The 13,614-nt window shown below is 72.8% G+C and carries 14 protein-coding genes and 1 tRNA gene; 6 read left to right on the plus strand and 9 right to left on the minus strand.

The window, feature by feature from the left end; all coding sequences use genetic code 11:
• Positions 1-232 precede the first annotated feature (232 nt).
• Positions 233-316: transfer RNA gene (locus I3F54_RS14245), tRNA-Leu, on the plus strand.
• 476 nt (positions 317-792) lie between these two features.
• Complete coding sequence (locus I3F54_RS14250) at positions 793-1,704, plus strand: Bax inhibitor-1/YccA family protein (RefSeq protein ID WP_240119103.1); 912 nt, start codon at positions 793-795, stop codon at positions 1,702-1,704.
• A gap of 251 nt (positions 1,705-1,955) precedes the next feature.
• Here the strand turns inward: I3F54_RS14250 and I3F54_RS14255 are convergent, their stop codons facing one another.
• A complete protein-coding gene (locus I3F54_RS14255) occupies positions 1,956-2,180 on the minus strand; it encodes a DUF4287 domain-containing protein (protein ID WP_240119104.1) in 225 nt (74 codons plus the stop codon).
• A 111-nt stretch (positions 2,181-2,291) separates the two neighbouring features.
• Here I3F54_RS14255 and I3F54_RS14260 point away from each other — a divergent pair, with 111 nt between their 5' ends.
• The gene (locus tag I3F54_RS14260; RefSeq protein ID WP_240119143.1) at positions 2,292-2,603 is read left to right on the plus strand and encodes a hypothetical protein; all 312 of its coding nucleotides are present in this window, start codon (positions 2,292-2,294) and stop codon (positions 2,601-2,603) included.
• 167 nt (positions 2,604-2,770) lie between these two features.
• Here I3F54_RS14260 and I3F54_RS14265 read toward each other — a convergent pair whose 3' ends face one another.
• The 3 genes from I3F54_RS14265 to I3F54_RS14275 all read right to left on the minus strand — a co-directional run bounded on the left by I3F54_RS14265 (position 2,771) and on the right by I3F54_RS14275 (position 6,562).
• Positions 2,771-3,610, minus strand: a complete 840-nt coding sequence (locus I3F54_RS14265; RefSeq protein WP_240119105.1) for a hypothetical protein — start codon at positions 3,608-3,610, stop codon at positions 2,771-2,773.
• Positions 3,611-3,937: 327 nt separating this feature from the next.
• Positions 3,938-5,158, minus strand: a complete 1,221-nt coding sequence (locus tag I3F54_RS14270) for an acetyl-CoA C-acetyltransferase (RefSeq protein ID WP_240119106.1) — start codon at positions 5,156-5,158, stop codon at positions 3,938-3,940.
• Positions 5,159-5,536: 378 nt separating this feature from the next.
• Positions 5,537-6,562 (minus strand): SGNH/GDSL hydrolase family protein, encoded by a 1,026-nt coding sequence (locus I3F54_RS14275; RefSeq protein WP_240119107.1) that lies wholly within the window; start codon positions 6,560-6,562, stop codon positions 5,537-5,539.
• 161 nt (positions 6,563-6,723) lie between these two features.
• On the opposite strand from I3F54_RS14275, the gene I3F54_RS14280 reads away from it, so the two are divergent.
• Entirely contained in the window at positions 6,724-8,106 is a 1,383-nt protein-coding gene (locus tag I3F54_RS14280; RefSeq protein ID WP_240119108.1) for a cystathionine beta-synthase, read from the plus strand.
• Between the two features lie 599 nt (positions 8,107-8,705).
• Here the strand turns inward: I3F54_RS14280 and I3F54_RS14285 are convergent.
• Entirely contained in the window at positions 8,706-9,146 is a 441-nt protein-coding gene (locus I3F54_RS14285) for a hypothetical protein (RefSeq protein ID WP_240119144.1), read from the minus strand.
• Positions 9,147-9,663: 517 nt separating this feature from the next.
• On the opposite strand from I3F54_RS14285, the gene I3F54_RS14290 reads away from it, so the two are divergent.
• Together I3F54_RS14290 and I3F54_RS14295 are read left to right on the plus strand one after the other, a co-directional pair.
• The gene (locus tag I3F54_RS14290; RefSeq protein ID WP_240119109.1) at positions 9,664-10,506 is read left to right on the plus strand and encodes a MurR/RpiR family transcriptional regulator; all 843 of its coding nucleotides are present in this window, start codon (positions 9,664-9,666) and stop codon (positions 10,504-10,506) included.
• A gap of 81 nt (positions 10,507-10,587) precedes the next feature.
• Positions 10,588-11,172, plus strand: coding sequence for a hypothetical protein (locus I3F54_RS14295; protein ID WP_240119110.1), 585 nt, complete (start codon positions 10,588-10,590; stop codon positions 11,170-11,172).
• 261 nt (positions 11,173-11,433) lie between these two features.
• On the opposite strand, the gene I3F54_RS14300 is transcribed toward I3F54_RS14295, so the two are convergent.
• The 4 genes from I3F54_RS14300 to I3F54_RS14315 are packed head-to-tail and all read right to left on the minus strand — an operon-like array spanning position 11,434 to position 13,605.
• A complete protein-coding gene (locus I3F54_RS14300; protein ID WP_240119111.1) occupies positions 11,434-11,808 on the minus strand; it encodes a hypothetical protein in 375 nt (124 codons plus the stop codon).
• 15 nt (positions 11,809-11,823) lie between these two features.
• A complete protein-coding gene (locus I3F54_RS14305) occupies positions 11,824-12,297 on the minus strand; it encodes a roadblock/LC7 domain-containing protein (RefSeq protein WP_240119112.1) in 474 nt (157 codons plus the stop codon).
• Positions 12,298-12,343: 46 nt separating this feature from the next.
• Positions 12,344-13,204 carry a transcriptional regulator gene (locus tag I3F54_RS14310; RefSeq protein WP_240119113.1) on the minus strand — a complete coding sequence of 287 codons (861 nt, stop codon included), beginning with the start codon at positions 13,202-13,204 and terminating at the stop codon, positions 12,344-12,346.
• On the minus strand, positions 13,201-13,605 hold the full coding sequence (locus I3F54_RS14315; RefSeq protein ID WP_240119114.1) for a hypothetical protein: 405 nt from the start codon (positions 13,603-13,605) through the stop codon (positions 13,201-13,203). Before I3F54_RS14315 ends, I3F54_RS14310 begins: the two co-directional genes overlap by 4 nt.
• Positions 13,606-13,614 lie beyond the last annotated feature (9 nt).

The following is a 13,614-nucleotide window of genomic DNA, read 5'->3' on the forward strand; positions in this document are numbered from 1 at the left end:
GCGCGTGGTGTGTCGATAACAGGGGGAGCAACCTTGTTCGGACGGTGAAATTCCGTCATTCCGTACGTGCGGTGGTCCGTCACGCGCAAGGCTGCTGGCAAGTGCGGACGGCCTGTTCCACTGGCTGATGCACCCTCAGACGCCAATAAAATAAGACAACATCGGGTCGCCCATCCGCTGTTCGGGGGACGTCTCCCGATAGGCTCGAATCTCGACGCGGAGCCCACGGCCTGCCCGGATGGTGGAATGCAGACACGGCGAGCTTAAACCTCGCTGCCCCTTCGCGGGCGTGCCGGTTCAAGTCCGGCTCCGGGCACATCCCCTGTCGGCCGTCACCCGGGGCGCCCCCCTTTTCTCCGCCTTTCCCGCTCTGCGAGCGCGCGTACGCCCGTGTCCTTCGTCACTCACCCATGGCGCCATTCGGGCCTCTCGTTCCTTTTGCTGTGATATGCGCAACTTCACCCCTTTCCTTCCCTGTCGGCTGCCACGTGTCCCGTATCCCTTGCATGCCTCATGCCCCTTACCCGCGTCGCATGACTCTCGTGTCGCGCCGTCAAGTCCCCGTCGGTGTCCCTGCCTCGGGCGGTCGCCCCGCCGGGTGATCTCCGACCGGTTCCGGGCAGGTCGCAGGTTGGTCATGAAAGGCGGCGTCGATGGCCGGGAATCACCCGCGCGCGTAGCGTGTTGCCGAGCACGGCGAGGGAAAGATCCTCCCCAGGTAGTAGGGTCAGTCCTTTGCCTTTCCATTACCCTTGGGCCCAAGGCCACGCACGGTGGCCATGGAGGAGTGAGATGAGGAGCAGAAACCCGGTCTTCTCGCGACGGGGGTTCAGCCGCGACAACGGCTACGCGGGCTTCAACGCCGCGCCGCAGGCCGGGGGTCCCGCTGTCGGCACCCAGGGCAACCCGTACGCGCAGGGCACCCCGTACGCCCAGCCGGCCGGCAACCCCTACGCGCAGAACCCTTACGCCCAGCAGGGCGTGCAGCCCGGCGCCCCCCAGGCACCGGTCACCACCGCGGGCCGTATGACGATGGACGACGTCGTCATGCGCACCGCGTCCACGCTCGGCGTGCTCATCCTCACGGCGGCGCTCTCCTGGGCGCTGCTGCCGGTCGACGAGGCCAACATCGGCCGCTCGTACGGCATCGGGATCGGCGCCGCGCTGATCGGCATGGTCCTGGCGTTCGTCCAGTCCTTCAAGCGCACCGCGTCGCCCGCGCTGATCCTGACGTACGCCGCCTTCGAGGGTGTCTTCCTCGGCGTCATCTCCAACATCGTCGACACCCACATCGCGAGCGGCGCGGCCATGCAGGCCGTGATCGGCACGATGGCCGTGTTCGCCGCCGTCCTGGTCGCCTACAAGGCGGGCTGGATCCGCGTCAACCGCCGCTTCTACGGCTTCGTGATGGCCGCCGCCCTCGGCTTCGTCCTGCTGATGACGGTCAACATGCTGTTCGCCGTCTTCGGCGGCGGCGACGGCCTCGGCTTCCGCAGCGGCGCGCTCGGCGTGGTCTTCGGCATCATCGGCATCATCCTCGGCGCCTGCTTCCTGGCCCTGGACTTCAAGCAGGTCGAGGACGGCATCGCCTACGGCGCGCCGCGCGAGGAGGCCTGGCTGGCCGCCTTCGGCCTGACGGTGACGCTGGTGTGGATCTACATGGAGTTCCTGAGGATCATCGCGATCCTCAACCAGAGCGACTAGCCGCACGGCGGTCGACGGGCGAAGGGCCCCGGGTCTCGTACCCGGGGCCCTCGTCGTGTGCCTCGTTCCGTCGCCGGCGGTCACGCCGTCGCGACGGTCTCGCCCCGGTGCCCGGGCGGGAAGCCGCCCGGGGTCGCGGCGGGCGACGTTCGCGCGTCAGGTCGGCGCGGGTGGGGGCACCTCCCACGCCCTTGGGGCGGTGGGGGAGCGTGCCGGGCGTCGCGACGGGGCGAACGTTTCCTGTCGCGGCACTACAGCCTGCGCGCGGCCCTCCTCAGGTCGTACTCGTGGATGATCGCCTTGGCGTGGCCGTACGCGAGGTTGTGCTCGTGCCGGAGCCAGCTGACCTTCTCCTCGAAGCGGAGGGCGGGGCCTTCTTCGACGGTGCGCAGCCAGTCGGAGATCTCACGACCGGTGCAGTGGGGGATGCGGGCCAGGATATTGCGGTGGGTCTCCTCGGAGAGGACGTGGGACATCGGCGCCTCCGGACGCATGGGATGTAAGCCGGTCCTTCAGGTCACCGTGCCCGAGTGTTCCCGTATTGGCAACAGTCCCGATGCGACGCGTAGGCTCGCGCCGTGGTTGACGTGGTTGATACGACGCCCCTGACCCGTGCGGTGGAGCTCTTCGCCGACCGGCTGAGAGCCGCACCGCAGAGCCGTCTGCAGCGGGGTGCCGCGGCGGAGGCCCTGGAGCTGGCCCGGGAACTGGCCCGGTGGTCCCAGCGTGCCGAGTCTCCCGGGGCGGAGCCCCGGGAGATGCCGGACGCGGGGATGTTCGCGGCGGCCGACCAAGTGACCGTCGCCGGGCAGGACCTGGCGGTGGTGCTGGCGAGTGGGGCCGAGGTCGCCGAAGCCGTGCGGCTGGTCGAGGAGGCCCAGGTGCGGGCCGGTATCTGAGGCCGCCCGGCTCGGCGGGGGCCCCTCCACCCGCCGCCCCGGGATCCGTGACACGGCTCCCGGCGCCTGCTGAGGGCCCGTCAGCGGGACGGGGGCGGGAGCGGCTCCCGGGCACGGGCTGTGTCTCCCGTCCCGGCGCAGGGCGCCGCAGACCGGCCGGGGCGGCCCTAAAGGCTCGCGATCACCCGGTCGGCCAGGATGTAGACGTTCTCCTCCCCGCACGCGAACGTCAGCGTGTAGGCGCCGGAGATCCCCGAACCGCCCAGGAGGTACGGCGCCTCGCCCGCGGTGAGCGCGGTCGACAGGCGTTCGGCGGTCTCCCGGTGCCCCGGGGTCATGCAGAGGGTGGTGCCGTCGGCGAAGACGTAGACGTCGAGGGTGCCGAGCGGGCCGGGGCGGACGTCGGTCAGCTCGACACGGCCGGCGGCGAGGTCCTCAAGCGTGGTGACGGTGCGATCGTGGTCGTTGACGACCGGTGACTGCACCGGGACGAAGTCCGGGTGAGAGGGGTGGCGACGGCGTGCCGCGGCCAGTTCGGGGGACTCCGTGGGAGTGCCTCCCTGGGCGTAGTCACGCGCGGAGAACTCCTCGGCCTCCGTGCCCGGCTCGGCGACCGGCTCCAGACCCGTGAGATCCGCCTGCCGCGGCAGGAACAGCTCGCTGTCGGCCAGGCCCAGCAGGGACGGCGCGTCGGACGCGTCACGGGCCTCCTGGGCGGCCCAGAAGGCGCGCGCCTCGGCCAGCTCGCGCTCCCGCTCCTCGGCGAGCGCCTCGGCCACGGCCATGCGTATCTCGTCGGCGTCGGCCGTGGTGCGTGCGGCGGGCACGCGGCCCTGGGCCGCGGTGGCGTCGCTCCCGGCGTTCAGGCCGGTCTGCGCGTTCCCGGCGATCTGGACGTGCAGGGCGGCGACCTGCCGGCGCAGCAGTATGAGGGTGCGCAGGACGGCGACGCCCACGGCGCCGGTGGCGGCCGTGGTGACCAGCAAGGCGATCGGCATGGCGCTCACTGACGTACTCCCGGTTCAAAGTCGACCCCCGACTTCCTACATCAGCTTGAAGGGCGGACTATCCAGCTGTCAGTGCGTAACGTCACGAAACGGGCGGGACTTCGGTCCTGGGGGTCGGTGGTACACATAGCTGACCTGCAAGTATCCCCCTGGAGGGGGATATAGGTCACATCCTGGGGGAGATTGGATCACAGATCGGCCCGGCGTCCAGGTGTTTCCCGGACTCCGGGCCGATCGGTCACGCCAGGTGCTATTGAGGTGACCGAGGGTTGGCCGGCCGAGGGGTCGGCCGACCGGGAAGACGGGGGGCGGCCGACCGCGAGGTGGTCAGCTGAGACGCTCGACGACCATCGCCATGCCCTGGCCGCCGCCGACGCACATCGTCTCCAGGCCGAACTGCTTGTCGTGGAACCGGAGGGAGTTGATGAGCGTGCCGGTGATGCGGGCGCCGGTCATGCCGAAGGGGTGCCCGACGGCGATGGCGCCGCCGTTGACGTTCAGCTTGTCCAGGTCGATGCCGAGGTCGCGGTAGGAGGGGATCACCTGCGCGGCGAACGCCTCGTTGATCTCCACCAGGTCGATGTCGCCGATGGTCAGGCCGGCGCGGCTCAGCGCCTGCCGGGATGCCTCCACCGGGCCGAGGCCCATGATCTCCGGGGAGAGGCCGGAGACGCCGGTCGACACGATCCGCGCGAGCGGGGTCAGGCCGAGCTCGCGGGCCTTGGTGTCGGACATGATGACCAGCGCGGCGGCGCCGTCGTTGAGCGGGCAGCAGTTGCCGGCGGTGACCAGGCCGTCGGGGCGGAAGACCGGCTTGAGGCCGGCGACGCCCTCCATGGTGACGCCGGGGCGCGGGCCGTCGTCCTTGCCGACCACCGTGCCGTCGGGGAGGGTCACCGGGGTGATCTCGCGCTCCCAGAAGCCGTTCTTGATGGCCTGCTCGGCGAGGTTCTGCGAGCGGACGCCGAACTCGTCCATGTCCTCGCGGGTGATGCCCTTGGCGCGGGCCAGGTTCTCCGCGGTCTGCCCCATCGCGATGTACGGGTCGGGGAGCAGGCCGTCCTCGCGCGGGTCGTGCCAGGTCGAACCCTCGGCCTCGGCGACGGCCGCGGTGCGGGCCTCGGCCTCGGCGAACAGCGGGTTGTGCGTGTCCGGCAGGTTGTCGGAGTTGCCCTTGGTGAAGCGGGAGACCATCTCGACGCCCGCCGAGATGAAGACGTCGCCCTCGCCTGCCTTGATGGCGTGCAGGGCCATGCGGCTCGTCTGGAGCGACGAGGAGCAGTAGCGGGTGATGGTGCAGCCCGGCAGGTGGTCCATGCCCATCTGCACGGCGACGATACGGCCCAGGTTGTTGCCCTGCTCGCCGCCGGGCAGGCCGCAGCCGAGCATCAGGTCGTCGATGTCCCTGGGGTCCAGCTCGGGAACCTTGGCCAGCGCGGCCTGGATGATCGTGGCGGTCAGGTCGTCGGGGCGCAGGTCCTTCAGGGAGCCCTTGAAGGCGCGGCCGATGGGGGAGCGGGCGGTCGAGACGATGACGGCTTCGGGCATCACGGCTCCATTGGCGTACGTACGGTTACGTGGTGTGGGCACGGCTGGCTTGGAAGTTACCCGTACGTATGGCCCAGGTCACGCGAGTCGGGGTGTGACCCTGGCCGCATCTTTCTAAGCGCTTGCTTTGCCGCGGGTGCGGGTTCCGCCGGTACGGGTTCCGTCACCGCCGCGGTGCCCGGGGCCGACCGACGTTCCGTCCGTCCCGGTAGACCACCGATGACGTGGGGACGAACCCGGGCACCACGGGCCGCGGCGGCGTCACCCCGCAGCCTCCCGCGGGCGGGACCGCGGCCGCCGTCCCGCCCGCGCGTCCCGGGGCCCGGCCGGGGGCGGCCCGGCCCGGCTGTGCCAGGCTGTCCGCCGGCCGGGGGTCGGTCAGGTCACCGGGCTGCCGTCCGGCTCCGGAACCCTCCGCCTCCGCCGCCGCTTCAGCAGCGCCCACGGTCCCCGCGGTCCGGTCGGCATCGCCGCCGTCACCTCCGTGCCCGGCTCCGCCGCGGCCTCCGCCGCTGCCCGCGCCACCGGCAGGAAGCCCTCGTGCCGCGCCGCCTCCGGCCGTTCCTCCTCCGCGGGCCACAGTCCCAGCGCCGCGCACATCGTCGGCAGCACCGCCATCGCCGCCGTCGCGTACCCCTCCGCCGACGGGTGGTAGTGGTCCGGTCCGAACAGCTCCCGCGGGTTCGCCTCGAACTCCGGGCCCAGCATGTCCCCCAGCGACACCGTCCGGCCGCCCTGCTCCACCACTCCGATCGTCTGCGCCGCCGCCAGCTGCCGCGAGGCCCGCCGGGCCAGCCACCGCAGCGGCTGCTGCACCGGCTGGATCGTGCCCAGGTCGGGGCAGGTGCCGACGACCACCTCCGCGCCGGCGGTGCGCAGCCGCCGGACCGCCGAGGACAGGTGGCGCACCGAGCGCGTCGGCGGCATCCGGCGCGTCACGTCGTTCGCACCGATCATGATCACGCAGACGTCGGGCATCCGGTCGCACTCCCCGAGGACCAGTCCGACCTGGCGGTCCAGATCGTCCGACTGCGCACCCGGCAGCGCCACGTTCCGCAGTTCCACCGGCCGCTCCGCCACCGCCGCCAGCCCCGACGCCAGCAGCGCACCCGGCGTCTGCCCCGCCCGGTGCACTCCCTGCCCCGCCGCCGTCGAATCGCCCAGCAGCACCAGCAGCAGCGGTTCCGCCCCGGGTCCTGCCGCGGCGTACGCGCGGCCGTACAGTCCCTCCGCGTGCGGCACGTGCGGGAGCGTCCCCGTGCCGTTCACATGGCGGCGCGCCCACTGCGCCTCGGCCAGCAGCAGGCCCATCGCCGCCGCGCCCGCCAGTCCGATGCCGCCACCGCCGTACGCGGCGCCCGCCGCGATGCGCCGGGCCACTCGCGCCCTCGACATGCTGGTCATGCGTCGCCGCCACCTCCTCGTAGCCGTACAACCACTCCTTGCCCCGTACGGACCGTCGCCCAATCTCCACAGGGAGTGAACGCCCGTCACGGATTCGTCGCAGGCCATAGGCTGGCGGAACAGTTAACGACCACATCCTTTTGCAGCATCCGGAGACAACGGTGCAATTCCACGACTCGATGATCAGCCTCGTCGGCAACACCCCGCTGGTGAGGCTCAACAGCGTGACCAAGGGCATCAAGGCGACCGTCCTGGCCAAGGTGGAGTACTTCAACCCGGGCGGCTCCGTGAAGGACCGCATCGCCGTGCGCATGATCGAGGCGGCCGAGCAGAGCGGGGAGCTGAGGCCGGGGGGCACGATCGTCGAGCCGACCAGCGGCAACACCGGCGTCGGTCTGGCCATCGTGGCCCAGCAGAGGGGTTACAAGTGCATCTTCGTGTGCCCGGACAAGGTGAGCACCGACAAGATCAATGTGCTGCGTGCCTACGGCGCCGAAGTGGTCGTGTGCCCCACGGCCGTCGCACCGGAGCACCCGGACTCCTACTACAACGTCTCCGACCGGCTGGTCCGTGAGACGCCCGGTGCCTGGAAGCCTGACCAGTACTCCAACCCCAACAACGCCCTCTCCCACTACTACTCCACCGGCCCGGAGCTGTGGGAGCAGACGGAGGGCAAGCTGACCCACTTCGTGGCGGGCGTCGGCACCGGCGGCACCATCTCCGGCACCGGCCGCTACCTGAAGGAGATCAGCGGCGGCACGGTGAAGGTCATCGGTGCCGACCCCGAGGGCTCGGTGTACTCCGGGGGCTCCGGGCGGCCCTACCTGATCGAGGGCGTGGGCGAGGACTTCTGGCCCGCCGCCTACGACGGCAAGGTCGCGGACGAGATCGTCGCCGTCTCCGACAAGGACGCCTTCCAGATGACCCGCAGGCTGGCCAGGGAGGAGGGCCTGCTCGTCGGCGGCTCCTGCGGCATGGCCGTCGTCGCCGCGCTGCGGGTGGCCGAGCGGCTGACCGAGGACGACGTGGTCGTGGTCCTGCTGCCGGACAGCGGGCGCGGCTACCTCAGCAAGATCTTCAACGACGAGTGGATGGCCGACTACGGGTTCCTGGAGGACGAGGGGCCCAGCGCACGCGTCAGCGACGTCCTCAACGACAAGGAGCACGGCGCCATCCCGTCCCTCGTCCACATGCACCCGGAGGAGACCGTCGGCCAGGCCATCGAGGTGCTGCGGGAGTACGGCGTCTCCCAGATGCCGGTCGTCAAGCCGGGTGCCGGGCACCCGGACGTGATGGCGGCCGAGATCGTCGGCTCGGTGGTCGAGCGCGAGCTGCTGGACGCCCTGTTCAGCAAGCGGGCCTCGCTCGAGGACCCGCTGGAGAAGCACATGTCGGAGCCCCTTCCGCAGGTCGGATCCGGCGAGCCCGTCGGCGACCTGATGAACGTGCTCGGCCGGGCCGACGCGGCGATCGTCCTGGTCGAGGGCAAGCCGACCGGCGTCGTCAGCCGGCAGGACCTGCTCGCCTTCCTCGCCAAGGCCTGAACGGGCCGAACGGGGAGGGGCAGGGCCACGACGGGCCGTCCGTCCGCGGCGCCGTCATGGCCGGTCGCGCGTTCCCGGCGCCCCTTCCAGGGCGCCGGTGCCGCCACCGGCGCCGATCCGGGACGGGCGCCCCGGCCGGGACCCGGGGTGCGCCGCGTGCACCGCAAAGGTGCTGTCCCGGACGGGAACCGGCGGCGCATGTCCGGTGAACTGCCCGTGTCCGCGGCGCACTTGCGCCCGTCGCCGAGGCGATCGGACTTCGCGGAAGTGGTACGAGCGCGTCACGTCCGCGCAGCACCCGCTTAACACGCGTCCGGCACATTGGTGGATGTCGGCAGGGCGATGGGGGTACCTCCCAGGCGTTGAGCACTGGGGGAGGCTCCCCGCCCCGGCCGACGCCGAACGGCGTCACGGACCTCCGGAGCGGCTCCCGGACCTCCACGGACGCCACGGACGCGCAGCCCGGCCCTGACCCGGCCCGCGTCCCTCGCGGGGACCGCCGTCGTCCCGCCCCCCAGTGATGGGGGTGCGGCGGTCCCCGCGCACGGCCTTTCCCGTGCCGACCGGCCCGCGGTTCCGGCCGCGGCCCTCCGGCGGGCTCAGTCCTTCCAGCGGCCGTCGCCGCCGTCCGCCGCGCCGTCGGTGCCGCGCCGGCGGCGGAACAGGTCGGGGCTGGTGCGCGCGGCCTGGACGACGTTGACGCCGACGATGCCCGCCCAGGTGACCAGCAGACCGGGCAGGTGGGCCACACCGGCGCCGATGGCGGAGAGCGGGATCGCCAGGACCATCGTGACGATGCCGAAACCGAACCGCTCGCCGAAGGAGTCGGTGGGCCTCGGCGACCGGGCGTCGCGGGCGACCGTCATCCGCTGTTCGGCGAGTTGCCGCCGGACCCGGCGCTCCACCGCGTCGTCGATGCGCCGGTCGACCTTCTCCAGGAAGGAGTCGACGAGTGCCGGCTCGTACTCCTCACCCAGCTCCCTGCGGGCGTACAGGGTCGCGTCGAGTTCCTTCTTCAGGTCGCTGTCGCGGGCGTCCATCGCCGTCTCCCATCCGGTCATGACAGTCCACGGTAAGGAGCGGGGGCGCCCACCGCACTGGGGACAGCCCCCCTGTCGGGGCGGGGGCAACCGGGCCGGGCGCCTCGATGAACTGCCTGCCGTGACATCGTCCCCCGCGGGATCCGGGGAGGTGCCGACCGTCACCTCCGCGGGCGGGCGGCGGGCCGGTCGCGCTGTCCGGCCCACCCACGACCCGGGGCGTCCCCCCGTCCGTGGACGCCGTGACCGGTGCCCGTCGTCGCAGCGGCACTCGTCCACCCTCCCCGAAAAGTGATCCGCGCCGCTCTCTCCTGCGGGGGACGCGCTGCCGGGCGCACCGCCACGTCGGGGGTGTGCCCTCGTCCACCCTCCCCCTTCTCGGGACGATCGGGGCCGGCGTACGGGCATCGGTCTGCCTGTATAAGCGTATGCAGTATTTATGTATGCTGAATAACTGTCCATGTCCGGTCCCTGTACGCTCGCGGAACGTCGAGGACACCTGGAGGGGGAGTAGGTCATGAGCGTGACTGACAGCCCTGCGAGCCGGTTGCAGGCGCTCTTCGAAGGCCACCGGCTCACCCCGACCCAGCGCCGCATCGCGCACAGCATGGTCCGTCGCGCGGTCGACGTGCCGTTCCTGTCCAGTGTCGAACTCGCCGAGCTCGCCGGGGTCAGCCAGCCGTCGGTGACCCGCTTCGCCGTCGCCCTCGGCTTCGACGGCTACCCCGCCCTGCGCCGCCATCTGCGCGAGGTCGCCCCCGCCGAACAGGCCGGCGCCGCGGGCGCGCACAACGAGTACCAGCAGGCCGTCGAGGCCGAGATCGAGAACCTGCGGCACCTGGCGGACCTGCTGGCCGACCCGCGGCCGGTGCAGCGGGCCGGCCGGGCCCTGGCGACCTCCCGTCCCCTGCCCGTGCTCGGGCTGCGCGCCGCCGCCTCCCAGGCCTACGGGTTCGCCTACTTCGCCGCCAAGGTGCACCCGGACGTCCGGCTGCTCAACGAGGGCGGCACGATGATCCACGACCGCCTCGACGCGGCCGTGCGGGCCGGAGCCACGGCCCTGCTCTGCTTCGCGCTGCCGCGGCACCCGCGCGAGGTGCTGGACACCCTCCGGTACGCCAAGGGCTCGGGACTGACCGTGGTCACGGTCGCCGACTCCGCGTTCGCGCCCGTCGCCCGCGCCTCGGACCTGCTGCTGCCCGCCGCCGTCGGCACCGGACTCGCCTTCGACACCGCCTGCGCGCCGATGCTGCTCGGGCGGGTGCTGCTGGAGGCGATGTGCGACGACCTGCCGGACGCCCAGGCCCGCCTGGAGGAGTTCGACGCCAAGGCGGCGGTGCGGGGGCTGTTCGTCGAATGACACCCGCGCGCTCTCAGACTCGTCTCACGTTCCACCGCTAACGTGCCCGTGGACGGACAGGACGTGACACGGGAGGCTGACGTGGCGCGCGGAGGACAGGGGCTGGCCAGGGTGGCCGTCGTCGTGCGGGCGGGGGCCGCCCCGCTGTGGTGGCTCGGCGTGGCCGCCGCCGGGGCCGGCGCGGTGCCGGAAGGGCTGACCGGACGCCGGATCGGCGTCCTGGCCGGCGCCGCCCTCTTCGTCGTCGCCGTGGCGGCGACCGCCCTGCCGCGGCGCAAGCGGTACACCGCCCTCGCCCGCGGGGCAGCCCGCGCGGGCAAGCACGACATCCTCCAGGACCGTGCGGTGACCGTGCGCGCCTGGCGCCGCGGCCACCGGTGGTGGCTGCTGCTCGCCTTCGCCGCCGCCCTCGGTTCGGCGTTCGCCCTGCCGGCGGCCGGCGGTCTGCTGCTCTCCGGGTTCGGCGCCGGGCTGTGGCTGAAGGCCGCCCGGCTCGGCCGGTGCGAGCGGGCCGGGGACGCGCTGCTGTGGGTGCGCGTCGACTGGCTGGACGGGCGCGGCGGACGCCCGGCCGGCCGGCCCGTGAAGGCCTTCCGCAGCACAGGCGTCGCCGCGGGCGACGCGGCGCCGGGCGGGGCCCGTCGCCGCACTGCGGCGCTGGTCTAGGAGAGCCGCGAGAGACGGTTTCGCCTGTTCCCCGACGCCCGTCTGGCGCTCACCACCCCCGTTCGAGCGGGGGACGCCCCGTGCCCTCTGCCCGGGTCGCCCCGTCCTCCCGGTGCGAGGACGGCTCTCCGCCGTACGAGCGCACACACCGGAGGCCGTGGGGCCGCCCTGCGGCCGGCCGGTGCCCCTTTCGCCACACGCCCCCGGGGCTGCGCCGGGCCCGCTCGCCGCTCCGGCCCCGGCGGGGGCGGAGCCGGGGGCTCACACCTCCAGTTCCTCCTCGATCCTCCTCAGCTGGTGGCGGGCCATCGCCAGGTTGGCCCGCCTGGCGTCGAGCACGAGGTAGAGGAAGAGCCCGTTGCCGCTCCGGCCGCTCAGCAGGCGGATGAGGTGGTACTGGTCGCTGAGCGTGATCAGGATGTCCTCGATCTCTGCCTTGAGACCGAGGTGCTCCATGGTGCGCATCTTGGCGCGGATCACGTCCGTGTTACCGGCGGCGGCGACGTTGAGGTCGAAGCTCTTGGTGCTGCCCATCGTGCCCAGCGCCATTCCGCTGGTGTAGTCGACGAGCGCGACTCCGGTCGCGCCCTCGATGGAGGAGAGGGCTTCCTTCAGCGCGGTCTCGGTGTTGGCCATGACGGTTCTTGCCTCTCAACTATCTGTCGTGGTCCGTGCGTTGACTGCCCTGGTGGGAAGCGTGCGCGCGGACTCCTTCGGTACGGCGGCGGGCCGGGCGGTTTCCCGGGCCGCCGCTTCGTGGGCGTCGACCAGATCCCCGATGCGGGCGCCGGCGCGGCGGCCCTCCAGGTGCAGCCGGCCGACGTTGACGCGGTCCTGGGTGAGCAGGGTCAGGACGGCATGACGGCCCGCCGCGTAGGTCGCGACGTAGCCCTGGGTGCCCCTGATCAGCAGTTCGCGGAACTCCCCCCGGTCGGTCGCGTCGGTCATGCCGATCGCGACGGCGAGCGTGGTGGCCGTGAGCGCGGACAGTCCGTCCGCTTCGACGCCGGGAGCGTCATGGGCGAGGACCAGGCCGTCGCGCCCGGCGGCGACGGCCCCGGTCAGCTGGGGGAGGCGGGCGCGCAGGCGGCGGAGCTCGTCGAGGATCTCGGCCTGCGCCGCCATCGGTGGTCTCCTCTCGGCACGGGGCTCGACTCGGGGTTGTGGCCGGTCAAAGGGCCTCCAGCGCATCCCTGACCCTCTTCAGCAAGGCGATGTGGGGATCGAAATCGGCGGGCGGGGCAACCGGCGCGGCCATCGGCGGGCCCGGCGGTCCCCCCGCGGGCGGTGGCGGTGGCGGTGGCGGTGGCGTGGTGAGCAGGCCCGCCGCGACCAGGCGCCGCACCTCCACCAGCGTGGGGAAGGCACGCCCGCCCCTCACGAGTGCGATGTCCGGCGCGGTGCGGACCCCGTCGACCAGGGCGAGCACGGCGGCCTGCCGGGGGGTGAGCGCGGGGGCGGCGATCGGGTCGGTGCGCACCAGCGGCTCGCTGTCGGCGAGCGCGTCGGGCCACAGCTTGTGCAGCAGCGAGCGCCGGCGCACCACCTCGCGCTCCACGTCCGCGACCGGCACCGCCGGCAGTGGGCCGCCCGGTTCCGCCTCGGCGCCGGGGTACACGACGCCGTAGTGGAAGCGGCCCGGGCCGCTGCCGGGGGCGAGGGCGAAGTAGGCGGCGTCGTAGAGCGACTGGAGGTGGCAGATCTGCACCGCGGCGCGGGTCAGGTGTCCGCCGGCCAGCAGCAGCCGGGCGGTGCCCGCCAGGTCGCCCGCCTCGCCGACCGCCGTCCACCACTCCTCGGTGGTCAGTGCGCCGTGTGCCGTCAGCAGGGTGCCCAGCCCGGCGGCGAACCGGCTCTCGGCGTGCAGTACCCGGCCGCCGGCCAGATGCAGGCTGCCGCCCTCGCGGACCAGGACGCCGGTGGCCTGCTCGGCGGCGAGGCGGTTGAGCATCGGCGACAGGCCGACGCCGGCCCGTTCGCGGGTCGTCTTGTCCCGTACCGGCAGCGGGGGAGGGGCCTCGACCACGGTCATCCCAGCACCAGCCGTCCGGCCATGTCACCCAGCCGGATGCGGGCCAGCGCGAGATTGCCGTCGACGCGGCCGAGCCACAGGTGCAGGACCGCGCCGCTGTCGAACGGCGCCGGGACGAACCGCAGTACGTGGTACCCGTCCCGGTTGCTGACGATCACGTCCTCGATGGCCGGATCGGCGTCGGCCGGCCCGGTGTCGGCGGTGCCCTCGGGGGCGAAGGCCGGCTGCTCGGCGGCCAGCCGGGCGAGCTCGGCGACCTCGGCCGCCGAGGCCTCGTGGTCGCCGCCGGGGAACTCCCCGACGACCCCCAGGGCCAGCCCGCTGGTCCAGTCGACCAGCGCGGCACCGCGGGCGCCGGGCAGCCGCATCGCCTCCAGCAAGCACTCGTCAATTCCGGGCACCGTCACTCC

The sequence above is a fragment of the Streptomyces sp. MUM 2J genome, from assembly GCF_022414535.1.
Classification (GTDB): domain Bacteria; phylum Actinomycetota; class Actinomycetes; order Streptomycetales; family Streptomycetaceae; genus Streptomyces.

Excerpts from the sequence above, each read along its gene's own strand:
- I3F54_RS14250 (WP_240119103.1), top strand. The coding sequence starts at position 793 with ATGAGGAGCAGAAACCCGGTCTTCTCGCGACGGGGGTTCAGCCGCGAC.
- I3F54_RS14290 (WP_240119109.1), top strand. The coding sequence starts at position 9,664 with ATGAGCGTGACTGACAGCCCTGCGAGCCGGTTGCAGGCGCTCTTCGAA.
- I3F54_RS14305 (WP_240119112.1), bottom strand. The coding sequence starts at position 12,297 with ATGGCGGCGCAGGCCGAGATCCTCGACGAGCTCCGCCGCCTGCGCGCC.
- I3F54_RS14255 (WP_240119104.1), bottom strand. The coding sequence starts at position 2,180 with ATGTCCCACGTCCTCTCCGAGGAGACCCACCGCAATATCCTGGCCCGC.
- I3F54_RS14270 (WP_240119106.1), bottom strand. The coding sequence starts at position 5,158 with ATGCCCGAAGCCGTCATCGTCTCGACCGCCCGCTCCCCCATCGGCCGC.
- I3F54_RS14285 (WP_240119144.1), bottom strand. The coding sequence starts at position 9,146 with ATGGACGCCCGCGACAGCGACCTGAAGAAGGAACTCGACGCGACCCTG.
- I3F54_RS14300 (WP_240119111.1), bottom strand. The coding sequence starts at position 11,808 with ATGGCCAACACCGAGACCGCGCTGAAGGAAGCCCTCTCCTCCATCGAG.
- I3F54_RS14310 (WP_240119113.1), bottom strand. The coding sequence starts at position 13,204 with ATGACCGTGGTCGAGGCCCCTCCCCCGCTGCCGGTACGGGACAAGACG.
- I3F54_RS14275 (WP_240119107.1), bottom strand. The coding sequence starts at position 6,562 with ATGACCAGCATGTCGAGGGCGCGAGTGGCCCGGCGCATCGCGGCGGGC.